We start from the raw sequence: 16,020 nt of genomic DNA, 5'->3' as shown, positions 1-16,020 counted from the left end.
ATTATAATAGTTGCGCATGCATGTCAATAAAGCACTGTAAAGCCCTCGACTGCGGACCATCTTTTCTGAAAACAAGAATGGTATTCATGGTTCCCAGCTGCTTATTCAGTCCATAAGTCTTAATGTCTCTTCCTGCGTAGTATTTGGAAACAATTTCTTCCGGCAGTATACTGATTCCCAACCCTGCTTCTACGAAATTAATGACACCCTCAATAGAATTCAGGGTGGTGCTTTTATAGTTCAGGATTCCCTTATGGCTTAACCAGGATTCTAACCTTTCTCTGAAAATACAGCCTTCATCGAATACTACTATCTTCAGTGGTTCATTCACGATGAGTGTCTGCAGGTTCGGGCCTTTTGATGAGGTAAGAATCACAAGCTGTTCTTCTTTAATACAGATTTTCTCCAGTCCTTTAGCATTTACAGGAGCAGAAACAAAAGCTGCATCAAGGTTATACTCCAAAACACCGGAAAGTACTGAATCTCTGGTGTCTGATTTAAACTCCAGTTCAATGCCTGGATATTTCTCATCAAACGTATTAAGGATTTCAGGAACCTTTAATGCCATCGTTGTTTCTATACAGCCTATTTTCAGACATCCTCTGATGTTTTCACCGCTCAGAATATTATTCTTTGCTTCTTCTACCAAATGCTGAATCTGTTTAGAATACTGCATCAGGATCATGCCTTCGGAAGTAAGTTCTACTTTTCGGGAAGTACGTGAGAAAAGCTTAGTATTAAATTCATCTTCAAGACTTTTTATTCTTGCCGTAACATTCGACTGAACCGTAAACATCATGGAAGCTGCTTTTGTAAAACTGCCACTTTCTGCCACGGCTTCAAATATTTTCAAATCGTTTATGTTCATCCCAATTAATCATTATAAGTGATTACACTGATTACAATTAATCGTTTTCAGTAATCAAATATCCGTATTAATTTTGGACTATCAAAAAAAATAAATGAAAATAATATTCAGACCATTCATTGCAGCCCTCTCGTTTGGCTTGCTTGTAAACAATATGACAATGGCTCAAACCAATCAAAAATTAACATTAAACCATCACATTATGGAAAACCATCCTATCCACTATCGCAACATCAAGGTAAATGATTTAAATCTGTTTTACAGAGAAGCAGGCCCTGCCAACGCTCCTACAATACTTCTTCTGCACGGCTACCCTACCTCTTCCCATATGTTCAGGAACCTGATTCCTATACTGAGTAAAAAATACCATGTCATTGCTCCGGATCTGCCTGGTTTTGGGTATTCTGATGCTCCGGATCATCAGCAGTTCTCTTACACCTTTGATCATCTTGCAGAAACTGTACAGGCATTTGTAGATCAACTTGAAATGAAACGTTTTGCGGTTTATATTTTTGATTATGGTGCTCCGGTAGGTTTACGCCTTGCCATGAATAATCCTGAAAAGATCACCGGGATTGTCTCTCAAAACGGAAATGCCTATGAAGAAGGGTTAAGCAAAGAATGGAATCCTATACAGAAATACTGGAAAGACCCATCACAGGCAAACCGCCTTGCCCTCAAAGACTTTGTTTCTAAAGAAGCCACCATGTTTCAATATTATCATGGCGTTTCTGATCCTTCTTTAATTGCACCTGAATCCTACACTCTCGACCAGAAATTTCTTGACAGACCTGGTAATATAGATATACAGCTTGACTTAGTAAAAGATTACAGAACCAATGTAGCCTTATATCCGAAATTCCATGAATATTTTAGAAAACACCAACCGAAGCTGTTACTGGTATGGGGAAACAACGATCCGTATTTCCTCCCTGCAGGAGCCGAAGCCTATAAAAGAGATCTGCCGGATGCGAAATTAAAGTTCTATGATACAGGACACTTTGCTCTGGAAACAAACGTTGAAGAAATAGGTGCTGAAATATTTGAATTTATGGGGACATTGCCCCAATAGCCAAGTAAGTTTTAAACTATTAAAAAGTAAGCGAAATATTTAATTATGAAAGCAATTGTCATTAAAAACTATGGTGGACCGGAAGTTCTGGAGGTAACGGAAATGCCCGTTCCTTCTATCACAAATCCTTTTCAGGTATTGGTAAAAGTAAAGGCTGCTTCTGTAAATCCTCTGGATTATCAGGTAAGACGCGGAGATTATGCGTCCCTGTTTGAATTACCCATTATAACCGGTCATGATATTGCCGGTGATGTTATTGCAGTAGGTGAAGCCGTACAAAAATGGAAACCTGGCGATAAAGTCTATTATTCCCCACGTTTTGGAGGTTCGGGCAGCTATTCTGAATATCACCTTACTGAAGAATCCTCATTATCAGGAATGCCCAATAACCTAAGCTATGAGGAAGCGGCAGCTATTCCGCTTATTGGAGGAACGGTATGGGAAATGATTGTGGTACGTGCCCAATTAAAAAAAGGAGACAGCATTCTCATCCTTGGAGGTGCAGGAGGTGTTGGCTCACTCGCCATACAGGTGGCCAAATCATTAGGTGCCTATGTGTACACTACAGGGCAGAGCAGCTTACATGGAAAGCTTCGGCATCTTGGAGCAGATGTAGTTATTGACCATCATAAAGAAAATTGGATTGAAAAAATACAAACTCATACCAGGGGAAGAGGTGTTGATGTCATCATTGATACCGTGGGAGGAAACACGCTCTCAGACAGCCCTCTTGCTTTAGCTGATTATGGTACTGTTGTAAGCCTGGTTGACATTGCCCGGCCACAAAACCTCATCCACGCCTGGGAAAAAAATGCGACGTATCATTTCGTTTTTACCAGACAAAGCAGAGATGAACTCCATCATATTACCCAGCTCATCGAAACCGGACAGGTAAAGCCTGTTATAGACAGTATCTACCCGTTTGAAGATATTAAAAGTGCCCATCAAAGAATAGAGGATTCAAAACGGGACAGACCTTTATTGGGCAAAATAGTGCTGTCATTGTAAAAATACATAGATAACTGTTTTATAATAAGCCGTAGAACAGATAACAAAAACTTAAAAGTGTCATTGAAATCAATGATGCTTTTTATTCATAAAACACTAACACTAATTAAGTTAACAGGTTAATTTTTTAAATTTTGTATCAGAAAAAATGATAAAGGAAAACGACATCACCTGTATAGGCAGGTTTTATATGATCTTTAATCAGCAGTTTAGCTTCAACGACTGCTTTTACAGTTCCCTTGAGATTGATTACTGATTTTACCGTCGCCTGCAGCCTTACCTCACTGTTTACAGGAACAGCATCTCCGAATTTAAGGTTCTCTATTCCGTAATTGATTTCCATTTTTACATTCCGAACATCTGCAATCTGTTTCCAGAGATAAGGAATCAATGATAATGTTAAATAACCATGAGCAATAGTTGATTTAAAAGGGCCTTCATTTTCTGCCCTTTCCTGATCTGTATGAATCCACTGATCATCTAAAGTAGCATCTGCAAATCTGTTGATCTGATCCTGATGTATTGTATGCCAGTCAGAAACTCCTATCATTTGTCCTTCAAAAGACTTATACTCATTAAAATTATTAATAATAATCATATTATTTCTGAACCTTTTGAGGGATTAAAATATGTACAGCTGTTGTAAACACTGTAATAATGATATACCAAGTCTGCATATTTTTTATATTTTTCAAACATTCAATCTTAGTCTATCAATATCTGGTCCAATTACCATCCTTATATTTTCAAATCCCGGAAAACCTCTCACATAAGTAAGAGGCTAATGAAAATAAAAAGTAATCTAAATTACATCCATGTTTTTTCAAACAATAGATCCAGATACTAAGTTTTATGGATTTTGAATCTGTAAAAAAAATATAAAAAATATGAAACTTAATATGGAAAGGTATGTTATTGTAACATACCTGCAAGTAAGACTTTAATTATGCCAACTTTACGTTAACAGCATTTAAGCCTTTATCACTTTTTTGTACATCAAAAACTACTTTATCATTTTCACGGATTGTTCCTGTGCTTAATCCTGAAGAGTGTACAAATATATCTTTACTTCCATCTGCTGGAGTAATAAAACCGAAGCCTTTTGCTTCATTGAAAAATTTTACGGTGCCTTCTTGCATTGTAATTATTATTAAAAATTGTATATTATAGTCTGTAAACGCTACAGATTCTATTCATAAAAATGAAATAGCAGTTCCTTCTATTCCGGTTTATCCAATCCTATGAACACAGGTTTCAGGAATATCCGGAAATTCTACTGCTGCTGGACCAGTTTATTGGCTACATGTTGAGTACGTGTAAAAACCATTGATCTTATATTTTTTTTCTGCAGTTTATCTGTCTGCAAATCTGTTTTTTTTTCTTTTTCTACAAAACAAACCGGCTGGCTGGCCATCTTTGCTGTTGAAGAAACCGGGCTGACAATAACCTCCACGGGATTGTTCAGCATTGTTCCGGCAAAATGTCTTACGCTTCCTGGCATTGTTGTCGAAAAAACCAGATTTTGTCTTTTCTGGGGAAGCAGTTTTAAAACCTGTTTCACTTCATTAATGAACCCCATATCAAGCATTTTATCTGCCTTATCTAAAACAAATATTTCAATTTTGGAAAGGTCAATATGTCTTTGATTCTCTAAATCAAGCAGTCTTCCCGGTGTTGCCACAAGAATATCCACTCTTTTCCTCAGCGCTGCAAGCTGGCCTCCAATAGGAAAACCTTCATAAACAGAAAGCTGAGACAATGGTAAATACTTACTGTAAATTCCAAGATTTTCTTCTAGCTGCATAGCCAATTCCCGTGTTGGCGTAAGTATTAAAATTCGTATCTCTTTATGGTCCGGAGTATGCCTTTTCAATAGCTGCAAAATAGGCATAACAAATGCTGCTGTTTTTCCTGTACCCGTTTCTGCACATCCTACAACATCTCTTCCCGATAAAATAGACGGAACTGCATTACACTGTATTTCAGTAGGCCTGGAATATCCAGCTTCTGTCACTGCACGGATAATTGGGTTGATTAAATTTAAATTTTTAAAATTCATTATAAATTCCGGCTTTCCGGTATTTTGTAAGCAAATCTGTTGATCAGAATTTGAATGGGTATCTGGTAAGGATAAACAAATAAAGAGTATTCTTTTCTGCTCATCTTTTTCTTGTTTTAGCTACAATAATATCTGTAATATATTACCCAGCCATGACGTATCGCTCCTAATCTACAATAGAACTTTATAATCTTTGTTTTCTGCCAGGAAAATGAAGATTATAAATTGGTAGCTGAAAAAGCAAAACTGAAAGAAAAAAATGTGATTTTAAACTATGACAGAATAGCAAAGGCAGTGACCTGTTTTATAAATGTTTTGCAAACTTACAATAAAAAAAACAAACACAATTCCATTTAATTAATTGATTATCAAAAATTTATTCGTATCTTCTAGCAATTAACTAAATTGTTTGTTGATGCAGATGATTTTAAACTCCGAATCATGCAAACTTCTGATCCCAGAACAAAACCTTATCCCAGAACATTAGAGTCACATACGGGCCCGCATGTAAGGATTGCTTATTTTATTATGGTACATCATAAACCTGAAGTATTTAAGGAGATGTTTAAGAAAATTTATACAAGGGATCAGTTTTATCTTATTCATATTGACAGAAAAGCCAAGCCCGATCTCATTGAAGAAATACAGCTGTATGTAGTTCAGTTTCCCAATGTCTATATTCTGGACAGCCTGAATATTGTTTCAGGAGGCTTCAATATGGTTCAGGCTGAGTTGAATGCCATGGAGTTTCTCTTAAACGTAAGTAAAGAATGGGATTATTTCATTAATCTAAGCGGTGAAGATTATCCCCTGAAATCACAAAATATTATCCGCCAATTTCTTTCCACCCATAAAGACAGAAATTATCTTTTTTATTACGACCAGAAATTTTATAGACCAGACACCCTGCAAAGAATACAAAGTTATTTCACTGAATTTGCCTATGTGATTTCATCTTTCATCTACAAAAGAACATTTATGAAAGGAGTAGTCCCTTTTATTGGTGGAAAATGGTTCATTTTTACAAGAGAAACCTGTTTATTCTTAATCAATAATAAAATGGTAATGGATTTTGAAGATTACTATCTTCATACTTTTTTACCTGCAGAATCTTTTTTTCAGACTGTTCTTATGAATACATCATTTAGTGATATCATTATTAATGATGATAAAAGAGCTGTACTTGAGAAATCAATTTTTCAAAATACACAGAGTACATTCAGTTATATTGAATCTTTAAAATCCGGCAATCAGCTTTTTATCAGAAAGATAAACAACAAAACTGATGAAAATATCAGAAAATATATCGAGGAAAGTTTTCATCTTCCCCTACCCTATGTGAATGAAATTGAAAGGGAATTAAAAAGAGATAACCGTCAGAACAACTGATATCTTACTCAAAATTTTTCGATCAAATCCTTATATTTGAAAAAACATCACAAACCTGTTTTCTTCAGATATGGAAAAGAAGTTGGCGCTAGAGCACTTAAAGCTTGCAACATTAAATAGTCAGGGATTAGCACAAAATACACCGTTCGGAACCGGAAAAGATGCGGTGCTTTATGCTTTGGAGCATCTCGGATATATACAGATTGATACTTTGTCTATGGTGGAACGCGCCCATCATCATACACTTTGGACAAGAATCCCTGACTTTAAGGCTGATTATCTTGAAGAACTGGTAGAGGAACGCCAGGTATTTGAATATTGGTTTCATGCAGCTTCTTATCTTCCGATGCAGGATTTCCGGTATGTTTTACCCCAAATGCTTACCATCAAACGAGGAGAATCCCGTTATTACAATGCAGACCCAAAAGTAATGAAATATGTCATAGACATCATTCGCAGTGAAGGTCCCAAACGGGCAAGAGATTTTGAAAACGAAAGTCATAAAGCAGGAACCTGGTGGAACTGGAAGCCTGCCAAACTAGCTCTTGAAAGACTTTTCATGCAGGGAGACCTGATGATCAGCGGACGCTCCGGAATGCAGAAAACATATGATCTGACTGAAAGAGTTCTGCCTTCTTCCATCAATACCACAGAACCTACTCCACTTGAGTTTGCGAAATATCTGGTAACAACCAATCTCCGTGCTTATGGATTTACTACGGTAAAGCAGATCACCCATCTTCGGACAGGAAATGACCTGAAGAAGAATGTGAATGAGGTTTTACAGGCTATGCTTGAAGAAGGTACAATATCGAAAGTTAAAGTTGATGGAGGAAATTCTGTTTATGTTCAAAATAATCTGCTGGAAAAAAGATTTGATGTGACAGATTCTAATGTATGGCTGCTGTCACCGTTTGATAATTCTATTATTCATCGTGACCGGATCAAACAGGTTTTTGATTTTGATTTCCGGTTGGAATGCTATACTCCGAAGGAAAAAAGACAATATGGTTACTTCTGTCTGCCCATTCTGTTTGGGGATCAGTTTATCGGAAGGGTTGACTGTAAAGCGCACAGAAAGGAAAAAAAGTTTGAGCTTATCCATTTACATATTGAAAACAATACAATAGCTCCTGAATTATGGCTTACACCTTTTGTAGAAACCGTAAAACGTTTTGCTGTCTTCAATGGTTGTGAATCTTTGGTTCTGACAAAAGTAAGTCCTTCAAAATTAGGTTCTATGGTAAAAAAAGAATTATCCAGATCAAAGTTGAGAAAGTAATCTTGGTTGATCTATTAAAAGACAAATCGCATTATTAAGTCAATAATGCGATTTTATTTTTTTCAGGAAAATCCCGGTTAGTTCAATTTCTGATTTGTTTTCTGGACAAAATCATTCCATTGCTGATTCAGATAGGATAATGAATTCTTTTTCTCATTTTCATTCAGAGAAGAATAATTAATGGAATTGAAAACCAGTTTTTTTAGTGCTTTTACATCCAGCTCCCAATACACCATTGCTACCCAGAAATCATAACTAAGCCCTGTGTATCCATATACGGAAGGATCATCACTGTTGATGGAACACTGCACTCCATTGCTTAATAATACTCTGGCAGGGTGATTTCTCATATCACTCACATATCCCAGAACCTGGTTACTGATTGGGCTCACTTCCACCAGTTTATTTTGTGTTCTTATCTGCTCCATTGTTTTGGGGAAGTAGATCAGATTCAGTCCGTGCCCGATTCTTTTGTTATTTAATAAAGCTACATCCAGAACATTTTTATTCAAGGCGGAGTTGCTTTCTCCTGCGTGAAGGAAAAGAGGCATTTCTACGCCGTATTTTTTAGTAAGCTCGTTCAGTTTTGCCCAGTTTTTCTCAAAAAAATTGATGTTGTGTCCAGCAGCTTCATCTGCTACAAGATCAAATCCTGAAATCATATCCGGAAATTCTTTCTTCATCTCAAATGCTGTTTCCAGCTGTTTCCCAATACTTTCATTATCCAGGAATTTAAAGCTTGAATAAATCAGTTTCAGGGTGAACTGCGGATCAGACTTGTGTACTTCTTTAAGAATATCCTGCAGATCTGTGATGGAAGTTTTTAAAGGGTATTTCCCATGCTGGAAGTCATAAAGCTCATCAAAAATATATCTGATTTCTACGTGCTGTACTTTATCTTTGATCAAATCCTGGAATCCTTTTAAATAATATTCTTTGAAGAAAGGACGGTAAGGAAGCAGCAGATTGATACGCTTAAAACGTTTTTCAAATTCAATCCAATAATCTGTGTAAGAGCAAAGGTTTTCACGTTTCAACGTAAGAAGGTCCTGTAACTGTTTTTCAAAATCAGGGTTTGAAGCCAGTTTTTTATCAAGACTGACAAATCCGTTCGGAACTTTTCCTTTTTCAAAAAAAGCCAGCTGTCCGAAAATGAACTGATCATTATCTTTCTGATCGTAAACGTAGCATTCCTGGTATTTTCTGGCAGCCGAAATTATCCATTTCACCTCCGTTATCCCTCCGCTGTGGGTATGCAGCAAACCTCCTTTCGGCATGGTCTGTACTATTTCATACAGCTTACTGCCTTCTATTAAAGGTTTTATTTCATAAAAAGAGCTGTTGTATAAAGATATCTTTTTGGATTCTGTGTCACTTAGAAACTGCTTACGTAGTTGCAATATCTTCTTATCCAAAACTATTTCCGCATCAGATAATTTTATATCATTATCAAATGCCATGGCTTCATTTTCCTTCTCTGATAGCTTCAAGCTATTCTGGTAAGCAGATGTTCCGATTACTTTATTTTGTCCCCAAAACAAAGGTGTTCCCAAAAGTGCTATATAAGTAAGGTATTTTTTCATCATATTATTGGAGTGGTTTTCTACAATCGTTACGCTTTATCACTTTTGATAAAGAATTGTGCAAATAAAATAATTATCAAAAATATAATTAATTTTTCTGTAAAAGAACTCCAATCACCATTAAGAATGATGAAAGATATCAATTTTTAAATTTCAGAAACAGTTTTTCAAAGACTGCGGCAAATGCAATTCACTGAGTTACAAAAGCAATCTTAAGAAAAAGGCTGCCTTACCTGGAAGACAGCCTTTTTTATTATTTTCTTTATCAAAACTATAAAATTTATTTATTCTTAGACATCTGATAAAGCTGACATCGCCGGATCTATCTTCTTCTTAGCCAAAACCAAACCTCCTACAAAAATTTCACCTATCAGTCTTCCAGTTCAGACAGCAGCTTGTGTTATAAAATAAATAAAAAGTCTATAAAAACAATAGACTTATGGTGTTAATTTTAATTCACAGCTTTAAATCCTATTTTTTTTATAATTTTTTAACATTTTTAATACTCAATCAAATTAATGATTATCAAACAGATACAATAAGTAAGCTTTACATTTTCATATTAGTCTACTAATTTAGTAGGTTAATATGATTTATCTCATACTCCCCTTTTACCGGGGTTCATCAATTATTAAATAATTTTGACACAGTTAAAAAAAACATAAACTTTATTCTCATGAATAAGAACTACTTTGATTCTTACCTATGCACTATCACGGCAACAGCTCCGATGCAGCATCAGTGTTCTGCAGAGTCCCGCCATTCACAGCACACCTGTATTTCTCAAGACATGTGCTTTGATATGATGTGTAAAATGATGATGTCATAACTTTTTAAGAGATACATTCATTACTGTAGGAATGAAAGCCATGAGTTCAAGGCTTCTTTAATCCGGGTACATCTCCTGTAAATTTTACTATCTATTTCTTATACCCTCCCTGAAAAAGGAGGCAGGAAGTTATATTTAGCATAGAGAGATCAGCAGTAATACACAGTTCAATTTTAAACCTAGATTAATATAATGAAAAAGAAACAATGTAAACTTGGTGTATTGGCTTTACTCCTATTCGCGGAATACGGCTTTGCCCAAACTAAGGACAGCCTTTCCCAAGAAACTTCAATAAAGGAAGTGGTTGTGGTGGCCTTCGGGAAGCAAAAAAAAGAAGAAATCACAGGATCTGTACAATCATTGAAGGCAAAAGACCTGTCTAATCTTCAGAACGGAAATATTCTTCAGGGAATTGGAGGAAAAGTAGCTGGGGTACAGGTAATCTCATCAGGACAACCAGGTTCTCAGCCAACAATCAGAATGAGAGGAATAGGCTCCATCAATGCTTCCAGTGATCCATTAATTGTACTGGATGGCATCCCATACAGCGGAAATCTGAACAGTATTGCTGCCTCGGATATTGAAAGTATTTCTTTTCTTGAAGATGCTTCTTCCAATGCATTATACGGTTCCAGGGGAGCCAATGGAGTGATTATTGTGAATACAAAAAGAGGGAAAAGTAAAGGAGTAAATATTGAAGCCGATGTAAGAACCGGGGTCAATTTCAGATCTATTGAAGATTACTCAGTTTATACTTCTCCACAGGATTATTACACTGCTTATTATAACAGAGCCAGAATTGGCGAAATCGCAAGATTGAAGCAACCGGGAGCTGTTCCTTCTGGTGCCAGTCCCCATGATGTAGGCCTTTCAGCGTTGAATAAATTAGAATATAATGTTTATAATGTTCCTTTTAATCAATTGATTTCAAAGGATAGATCTTTCAATCAGGATGCAAAATTGTTATATCAGGATGACTGGAAAAAACTGCTTTTCAGACCTTCTTTGAGAAGAGAAGCCACGGTAGGGATCAACGCCAATGGGGATCAGATAAAGTCTTACACCTCTCTTAATTATCTGGATGACAAAGGGTATTTAATTTCTTCCGGATTTGAAAGATTCGGGATCAGATCGAATGTAGACTACTCTATCACATCAAAGCTGAAATTAACCAGTGCTTTGTCTTATACCTACAGTAAGCAGGATTTTGGGGAAACCGGAGGTTTTTCCAACCCTTTCCAGTTTGCCAGAAACATTGCTCCTTTCTATCCTGTTTTCCTCAGGGATAATAATTACCAGAGATTGTATGACAGCAATGGAAATGCTTTATACGATTATGGAGCCGGCCAAGGACCTAACGGAGCCGCAAGATCGTATGCCGTTTTTGAAAATCCTGTAGGAAACCTTCAGAAAGATAAATCTCAGATCATCAGCAATATTACCAATCTTAATCTTGGTTTAAATTATGAAATCATCAAAGGACTGGATTTCACGTACAATTTCGGTGCCTATCTTGAGAATACAAGAAATCTTCAGTTTGGAAATACGGAAGGAGGAACTTCATCTTCTGTAGGGGGAACTATTTCGCAAGGTTCTAATTTTAAATATACGTTGAACCACCAGCAATTGCTTACCTATCAGAAAAAAATTGGAAATCACAGCTTCAATCTTCTTGTAGGACATGAACTGAACAAGATAAAAGATGATGGCTTTTCAGGATCAAAACAGCAGCTTTTATTACCTGGCTCACAAGCTTTTGATAATGCTGTGAAAATTACCGATTTATCAGGAAGCGGTTATGAATATGCTGTAGAAGGGTATTTCACAAGGTTATTGTATAACTATGACGGAAAATATTTCTTCAATGCCAATATACGTAGAGATGGTTCTTCTGTTTTTTCACCTGAAAGCAGATGGGGAAATTTCTATGGATTGGGACTGGCCTGGAATATTGCAAAAGAAGATTTCCTTAAGGACAACAGCGTGATTAATTCTTTAAAATTAAAAGCGTCTTATGGGCAGCAGGGAAATGACAATATCCTTTTAGGAGGTTCCAGCAGGGATTATTATGCATATCAGGATATCTACGGAATTAATAATTTCGGTGATGACAAGCCGGTTCTTTCACTTAAAAAACAGGGAAACAAGGATTTAAAATGGGAAACCTCCAAAAACCTGAATGCCGGTTTTGAACTCTCACTTTTAAAAAACAGAATAACCCTGAATGCAGATTATTTTGAAAGGAAAGTATCGGATATGATCTACACGCTTCCTCTTCCTCCTTCCAATGCAGGTTCTTATGTGAAATACGGAAACATTGGAGATATGACCAACAGAGGTGTTCAAGCTAATCTAAGTGTGGATATTCTCCATGGTGGTGAATTTCAATGGAGTGTTTATGCCAATGCCACTCATTATAAAAATAAGATTACCCGATTACCTGCTGAGCAAAGAAACACAGGCTTGGTTAGCGGATTATTTATCTTAACGGAAGGTGGAGACCGTTATACCTACTTCCTGAAAGAATTTGCCGGAGTAAATCCTGAAAATGGTGACGCTTTATGGTATCGTACATCCATAAACCCTGTCACTCAGAAAGAAGAAAGAACGGTTACCAACAATTATAAGGAAGCTACGGATTATAACACTGGTAAATCGGCTATTCCAAAGGTATATGGTGGATTCGGAACAGATTTTACTTATAAGAGATTTAATCTGGCCGTGAATTTCGCCTATCAGTTCGGAGGATATGGATATGATGATATTTATAGAAGCTTATTCCACTCAGACAGCTATGGCTCAAACTATTCCACAGATCTGGATAAAACATGGACTCCTGAAAATCCGACGGCAGCGCTGCCAAGAGTAGACCTCACCGCTACAAACCAAAACGGAAATTCAACGCTTTATTTAATTAAATCGGATTATATCAGTCTTCAGGATGTAACCCTCTCCTATCAGCTTCCTGATGGTTTTGCACAGCAGGCAGGTTTATCTGGTCTGAAAATCTATGTGACAGGCAACAACCTGTATCTGTGGTCCAAGAGAAAAGGATATGACCCAAGAGCGTCATTGACAGGAGTTTCTGATGCATACCGATATTCTCTGTTGTCAAGTGTCTCTTTAGGTTTTAAACTTAATTTTTAAAAGAATAGGAATGAAAAAAATAAAATACTTTATAGCAGCTGTAACCCTAGGTTTTATTACTTCCAGCTGTGCCAATGATCTCAATACTTTACCGGATGGCGATATTTCCGGTGAACAGCTGAATAATGATTCTTCCAGCCCGGAAAAAATCCTGGGCGGCATCTATCTTGATCTTCGCAGCAATGGTGCCGGCGGTACTACTGCTCACTCAGATTTTGGAATCATGGGAATCAAAGCAGGAGCTGACCTGATGTCAAATGATGTCATCCAGTCTACAAACCAGCATTTGGGAATGTTTTATAATTACGAAGCAACCAATGCCAGCAACATTGCTTCTGAGATTGTCTGGACTACTTTTTATGCAAGAATATTTGTGATCAACAAGCTTCTAGATGATTTAGATAAAAATGCAAACGCAAAGAACAGAGCTATTGCAGGACAGCTATTGGCTTTAAGAGCCTACTCTTATTTTTATCTGGTTCGTTTTTATGCCAACGATTATAATGGCCATCAGTCTGAGCCGGGGCTTCCATTGGTACTTACCGCAAGCAATCCAAGCCAGGGACTTCCAAGATCAACTGTTGCTGAGGTGTACGGACAAATCAAGAGTGATATTGAGGAATCTATTACCCTTTTAGATACTTATGCCCGGCCATCCAGAGCCCAGATTGACCGAAGAGCAGCCAAGGCTATTGCAGCTGAAGTATTTCTGGAAACAGGAGATTACACTAAAGCTGCCAAATATGCTGAGGAAAGCAAGCAGGGGGTTGGCCTTATGACAGAAGATAACTATACCACTACCGGATTTTCCAGCATCAATAATCCAGAGGTAATATGGGGTTTTCATAATACAATTTCCACAATGAGTATCGGAAATCATTATGCATCATTCTTCTCGATGTTTGATAATACCAACGAAGGATATGCCGGAGCTGCACAGATCCGTAAACTGATAGACAAACGCCTTTATGAAGCGATTCCGGAAACAGATTACCGTAAAAAAGTGTTTAATGGAAGCCAAAGTGCACCCTATACTTTTAACGGAAAAACAAAAAATTATCCACCATATGTAAGCTGGAAGTTTAAAGATCCCACTCTTTTTGAAGGAGACTATATTTACATCCGAGCTTCCTCACTGTATTATGTACAAGCTGAAGCCCTTGCCAGACAGGGAAGAGAAACGGAAGCAAGACAAATATTATTCGAAATCACCTCGAAAAGGGATAAAGCCTATACCCTGTCTACAAAATCCGGTAATGATCTGATCAATGAGATCATCCTGCAAAAAAGAATAGAACTGTGGGGCGAAGGCTACGCATGGTTTGATATGAAAAGATTAAACACCCCCTTAGAAAGAGTATACACAGGAACGAATCATACTTTTGGAAGATTCAACCTTACTCCTGACAAATTCAGATTCCAGATTCCTAATAAAGAGATTAATAATAACCCACAAATCAAACAGAATGAATAGATAAACCTAAAACAATTTTACATTCAAATATATTCAGTGACGAGGCATCATTTACTTGTAAATGGTGCCTTTTTTATGATACCATTTTTATTCTGAATACAGCAGGGATCTAAACCTTAATATCCTCACGCAGATCTTGCAAATTAAGCAGGTCTTTATGTAAAAAAAGATTATGCTATCTTAAACGCAAAGTTTAATAAGGTGAAAAATATAATAAAGGTGGCAAAGAAGCGCGACTTCGTCACTGATGAAGATGCTTGGTAATGCGCCCACTTAGAAAGAATCAATAAAATTGATTCCTCCTTTCCCCTTACAAAATGATGGAAGTATAAAAGAAACTCTTCGTTAAAAAAAATCCAGATAAATTCTCTCGCAGATCATGCAAATTAAGCAGGACTTTATGTAAACTATTTAGTCCATTAAAAAAACCTTGCGCCTTCATGATTTTCCAACAAAGAATAAAAAGGTTATGCTTTCTAAACGCAAAGTTTAATAAGGTGAAAAATATAATAAAGGAGGCAAAGAAGCGCGACTTCGTCGCTGATAAAGATGCTTGATAATGCGCCCGCTTAGAAAGAATCAATAAAATTGATTCCTCCTTTGCTCCCTTACAAAATGATGGAAGTATAAAAGAAACTTTGCGTTAAAAAATATATAATTTCTCATGCAGATTCGGGAGATTACGTTGATTTTTTAAATCTGCTTAATTTGCATGATCTGCGAGAGATAAAAGGAGCTCTACAAATTTTTTATTTTATAATAATATCAGACTTGTAATTGTCTTTCACAAACTCACCGTTTTTATACAACCGCTGGTTGATGACCTTCCCTTTTTCATTGAAATAAAGCCACAGTGCATTTTTTCTTCCTAAGGAATCCAGACGTCCCATTTCTTTCGGCATTTTATTATTATGAAGAATTTGAACAGGATACAATCCTTTCAGGTTTTTTAAAGAATCCATTTTTTCAGGAATCAGTTCAGCTTCATTCCCTATTTTGAAAGTATACTTTTTTCCTTTACCGCTTCTTAAAATAAGTTCATCCCCTGATATTTCATATTTTCCTTCTGAAAATGGAGCCGTTGAAATCTGATCATAGCTTATAAGTTCTGTTTTTAAAAATTCAAAAGTTCCGTTTTTTATATAGAGTGAATATTCTCCGCCTCCGGATTGAAGCTCAACATATTTAGGATATTCTACATCTTTTTTACAGGAAATAATCGTGAAAAGAAGGACAAAAAGGCTAATAGTTTTTATTTTCATAGAACTAAATTATTAAAATATTTGCAGTAAAAGAAAAGAGGAAATAC

At 36.5% G+C, this 16,020-nt stretch carries 13 protein-coding genes; 7 read left to right on the top strand and 6 right to left on the bottom strand.

All coding sequences use genetic code 11. The features are described from left to right. Position 1: 1 nt before the first annotated feature. Positions 2 to 868: a LysR family transcriptional regulator gene (locus OL225_RS04935; protein ID WP_264517474.1), complete on the bottom strand. Its 867-nt coding sequence runs from the start codon at positions 866 to 868 to the stop codon at positions 2 to 4. A 94-nt stretch (positions 869 to 962) separates the two neighbouring features. On the opposite strand from OL225_RS04935, the gene OL225_RS04930 reads away from it, so the two are divergent. Further along, on the top strand, positions 963 to 1,940 hold the full coding sequence (locus OL225_RS04930) for an alpha/beta fold hydrolase (protein ID WP_264517473.1): 978 nt from the start codon (positions 963 to 965) through the stop codon (positions 1,938 to 1,940). Positions 1,941 to 1,985: 45 nt separating this feature from the next. Next, the gene (locus OL225_RS04925; RefSeq protein WP_264517472.1) at positions 1,986 to 2,948 is read left to right on the top strand and encodes a zinc-binding dehydrogenase; all 963 of its coding nucleotides are present in this window, start codon (positions 1,986 to 1,988) and stop codon (positions 2,946 to 2,948) included. A gap of 139 nt (positions 2,949 to 3,087) precedes the next feature. Here OL225_RS04925 and OL225_RS04920 read toward each other — a convergent pair whose 3' ends face one another. The 3 genes from OL225_RS04920 to OL225_RS04910 form a co-directional block, all read right to left on the bottom strand. Continuing rightward, on the bottom strand, positions 3,088 to 3,546 hold the full coding sequence (locus OL225_RS04920; protein ID WP_047378165.1) for a MaoC family dehydratase: 459 nt from the start codon (positions 3,544 to 3,546) through the stop codon (positions 3,088 to 3,090). A gap of 346 nt (positions 3,547 to 3,892) precedes the next feature. Further along, positions 3,893 to 4,087 carry a cold-shock protein gene (locus OL225_RS04915; RefSeq protein ID WP_047378166.1) on the bottom strand — a complete coding sequence of 65 codons (195 nt, stop codon included), beginning with the start codon at positions 4,085 to 4,087 and terminating at the stop codon, positions 3,893 to 3,895. Positions 4,088 to 4,221: 134 nt separating this feature from the next. After that, positions 4,222 to 5,007: a DEAD/DEAH box helicase gene (locus OL225_RS04910; RefSeq protein ID WP_052184789.1), complete on the bottom strand. Its 786-nt coding sequence runs from the start codon at positions 5,005 to 5,007 to the stop codon at positions 4,222 to 4,224. A gap of 441 nt (positions 5,008 to 5,448) precedes the next feature. Between OL225_RS04910 and OL225_RS04905 the strand changes: the two genes are divergently transcribed. Together OL225_RS04905 and OL225_RS04900 are read left to right on the top strand one after the other, a co-directional pair. Beyond that, positions 5,449 to 6,396, top strand: coding sequence for a beta-1,6-N-acetylglucosaminyltransferase (locus OL225_RS04905; protein ID WP_047379354.1), 948 nt, complete (start codon positions 5,449 to 5,451; stop codon positions 6,394 to 6,396). 70 nt (positions 6,397 to 6,466) lie between these two features. Then, a complete protein-coding gene (locus OL225_RS04900; protein ID WP_264517471.1) occupies positions 6,467 to 7,678 on the top strand; it encodes a winged helix-turn-helix domain-containing protein in 1,212 nt (403 codons plus the stop codon). Between the two features lie 77 nt (positions 7,679 to 7,755). On the opposite strand, the gene OL225_RS04895 is transcribed toward OL225_RS04900, so the two are convergent. Then, complete coding sequence (locus tag OL225_RS04895; protein ID WP_264517469.1) at positions 7,756 to 9,264, bottom strand: adenosine kinase; 1,509 nt, start codon at positions 9,262 to 9,264, stop codon at positions 7,756 to 7,758. A 673-nt stretch (positions 9,265 to 9,937) separates the two neighbouring features. Here OL225_RS04895 and OL225_RS04890 point away from each other — a divergent pair. The 3 genes from OL225_RS04890 (at position 9,938) to OL225_RS04880 (ending at position 14,711) form a co-directional block, all read left to right on the top strand. Further along, entirely contained in the window at positions 9,938 to 10,090 is a 153-nt protein-coding gene (locus OL225_RS04890; RefSeq protein ID WP_255815997.1) for a hypothetical protein, read from the top strand. Between the two features lie 192 nt (positions 10,091 to 10,282). Continuing rightward, positions 10,283 to 13,237, top strand: coding sequence for a SusC/RagA family TonB-linked outer membrane protein (locus OL225_RS04885; protein ID WP_264517468.1), 2,955 nt, complete (start codon positions 10,283 to 10,285; stop codon positions 13,235 to 13,237). Between the two features lie 10 nt (positions 13,238 to 13,247). Further along, positions 13,248 to 14,711 (top strand): RagB/SusD family nutrient uptake outer membrane protein, encoded by a 1,464-nt coding sequence (locus OL225_RS04880; protein WP_264517467.1) that lies wholly within the window; start codon positions 13,248 to 13,250, stop codon positions 14,709 to 14,711. Between the two features lie 749 nt (positions 14,712 to 15,460). Here the strand turns inward: OL225_RS04880 and OL225_RS04875 are convergent. Then, entirely contained in the window at positions 15,461 to 15,973 is a 513-nt protein-coding gene (locus OL225_RS04875) for a hypothetical protein (RefSeq protein WP_264517466.1), read from the bottom strand. Between the last annotated feature and the right edge of the window lie 47 nt (positions 15,974 to 16,020).

This window comes from Chryseobacterium viscerum (genome assembly GCF_025949665.1).
Classification (GTDB): domain Bacteria; phylum Bacteroidota; class Bacteroidia; order Flavobacteriales; family Weeksellaceae; genus Chryseobacterium; species Chryseobacterium viscerum_A.
This window is presented reverse-complemented; position numbering and strand designations above follow the sequence as displayed.

Bases quoted from the DNA above. Each gene is read 5' to 3' on its own strand.
- OL225_RS04885 (WP_264517468.1), top strand. From the start codon at position 10,283: ATGAAAAAGAAACAATGTAAACTTGGTGTATTGGCTTTACTCCTATTC.
- OL225_RS04905 (WP_047379354.1), top strand. From the start codon at position 5,449: ATGCAAACTTCTGATCCCAGAACAAAACCTTATCCCAGAACATTAGAG.
- OL225_RS04910 (WP_052184789.1), bottom strand. From the start codon at position 5,007: ATGAATTTTAAAAATTTAAATTTAATCAACCCAATTATCCGTGCAGTG.
- OL225_RS04935 (WP_264517474.1), bottom strand. From the start codon at position 868: ATGAACATAAACGATTTGAAAATATTTGAAGCCGTGGCAGAAAGTGGC.
- OL225_RS04915 (WP_047378166.1), bottom strand. From the start codon at position 4,087: ATGCAAGAAGGCACCGTAAAATTTTTCAATGAAGCAAAAGGCTTCGGT.
- OL225_RS04900 (WP_264517471.1), top strand. From the start codon at position 6,467: ATGGAAAAGAAGTTGGCGCTAGAGCACTTAAAGCTTGCAACATTAAAT.
- OL225_RS04880 (WP_264517467.1), top strand. From the start codon at position 13,248: ATGAAAAAAATAAAATACTTTATAGCAGCTGTAACCCTAGGTTTTATT.
- OL225_RS04930 (WP_264517473.1), top strand. From the start codon at position 963: ATGAAAATAATATTCAGACCATTCATTGCAGCCCTCTCGTTTGGCTTG.
- OL225_RS04890 (WP_255815997.1), top strand. From the start codon at position 9,938: ATGAATAAGAACTACTTTGATTCTTACCTATGCACTATCACGGCAACA.
- OL225_RS04895 (WP_264517469.1), bottom strand. From the start codon at position 9,264: ATGATGAAAAAATACCTTACTTATATAGCACTTTTGGGAACACCTTTG.
- OL225_RS04875 (WP_264517466.1), bottom strand. From the start codon at position 15,973: ATGAAAATAAAAACTATTAGCCTTTTTGTCCTTCTTTTCACGATTATT.
- OL225_RS04925 (WP_264517472.1), top strand. From the start codon at position 1,986: ATGAAAGCAATTGTCATTAAAAACTATGGTGGACCGGAAGTTCTGGAG.
- OL225_RS04920 (WP_047378165.1), bottom strand. From the start codon at position 3,546: ATGATTATTATTAATAATTTTAATGAGTATAAGTCTTTTGAAGGACAA.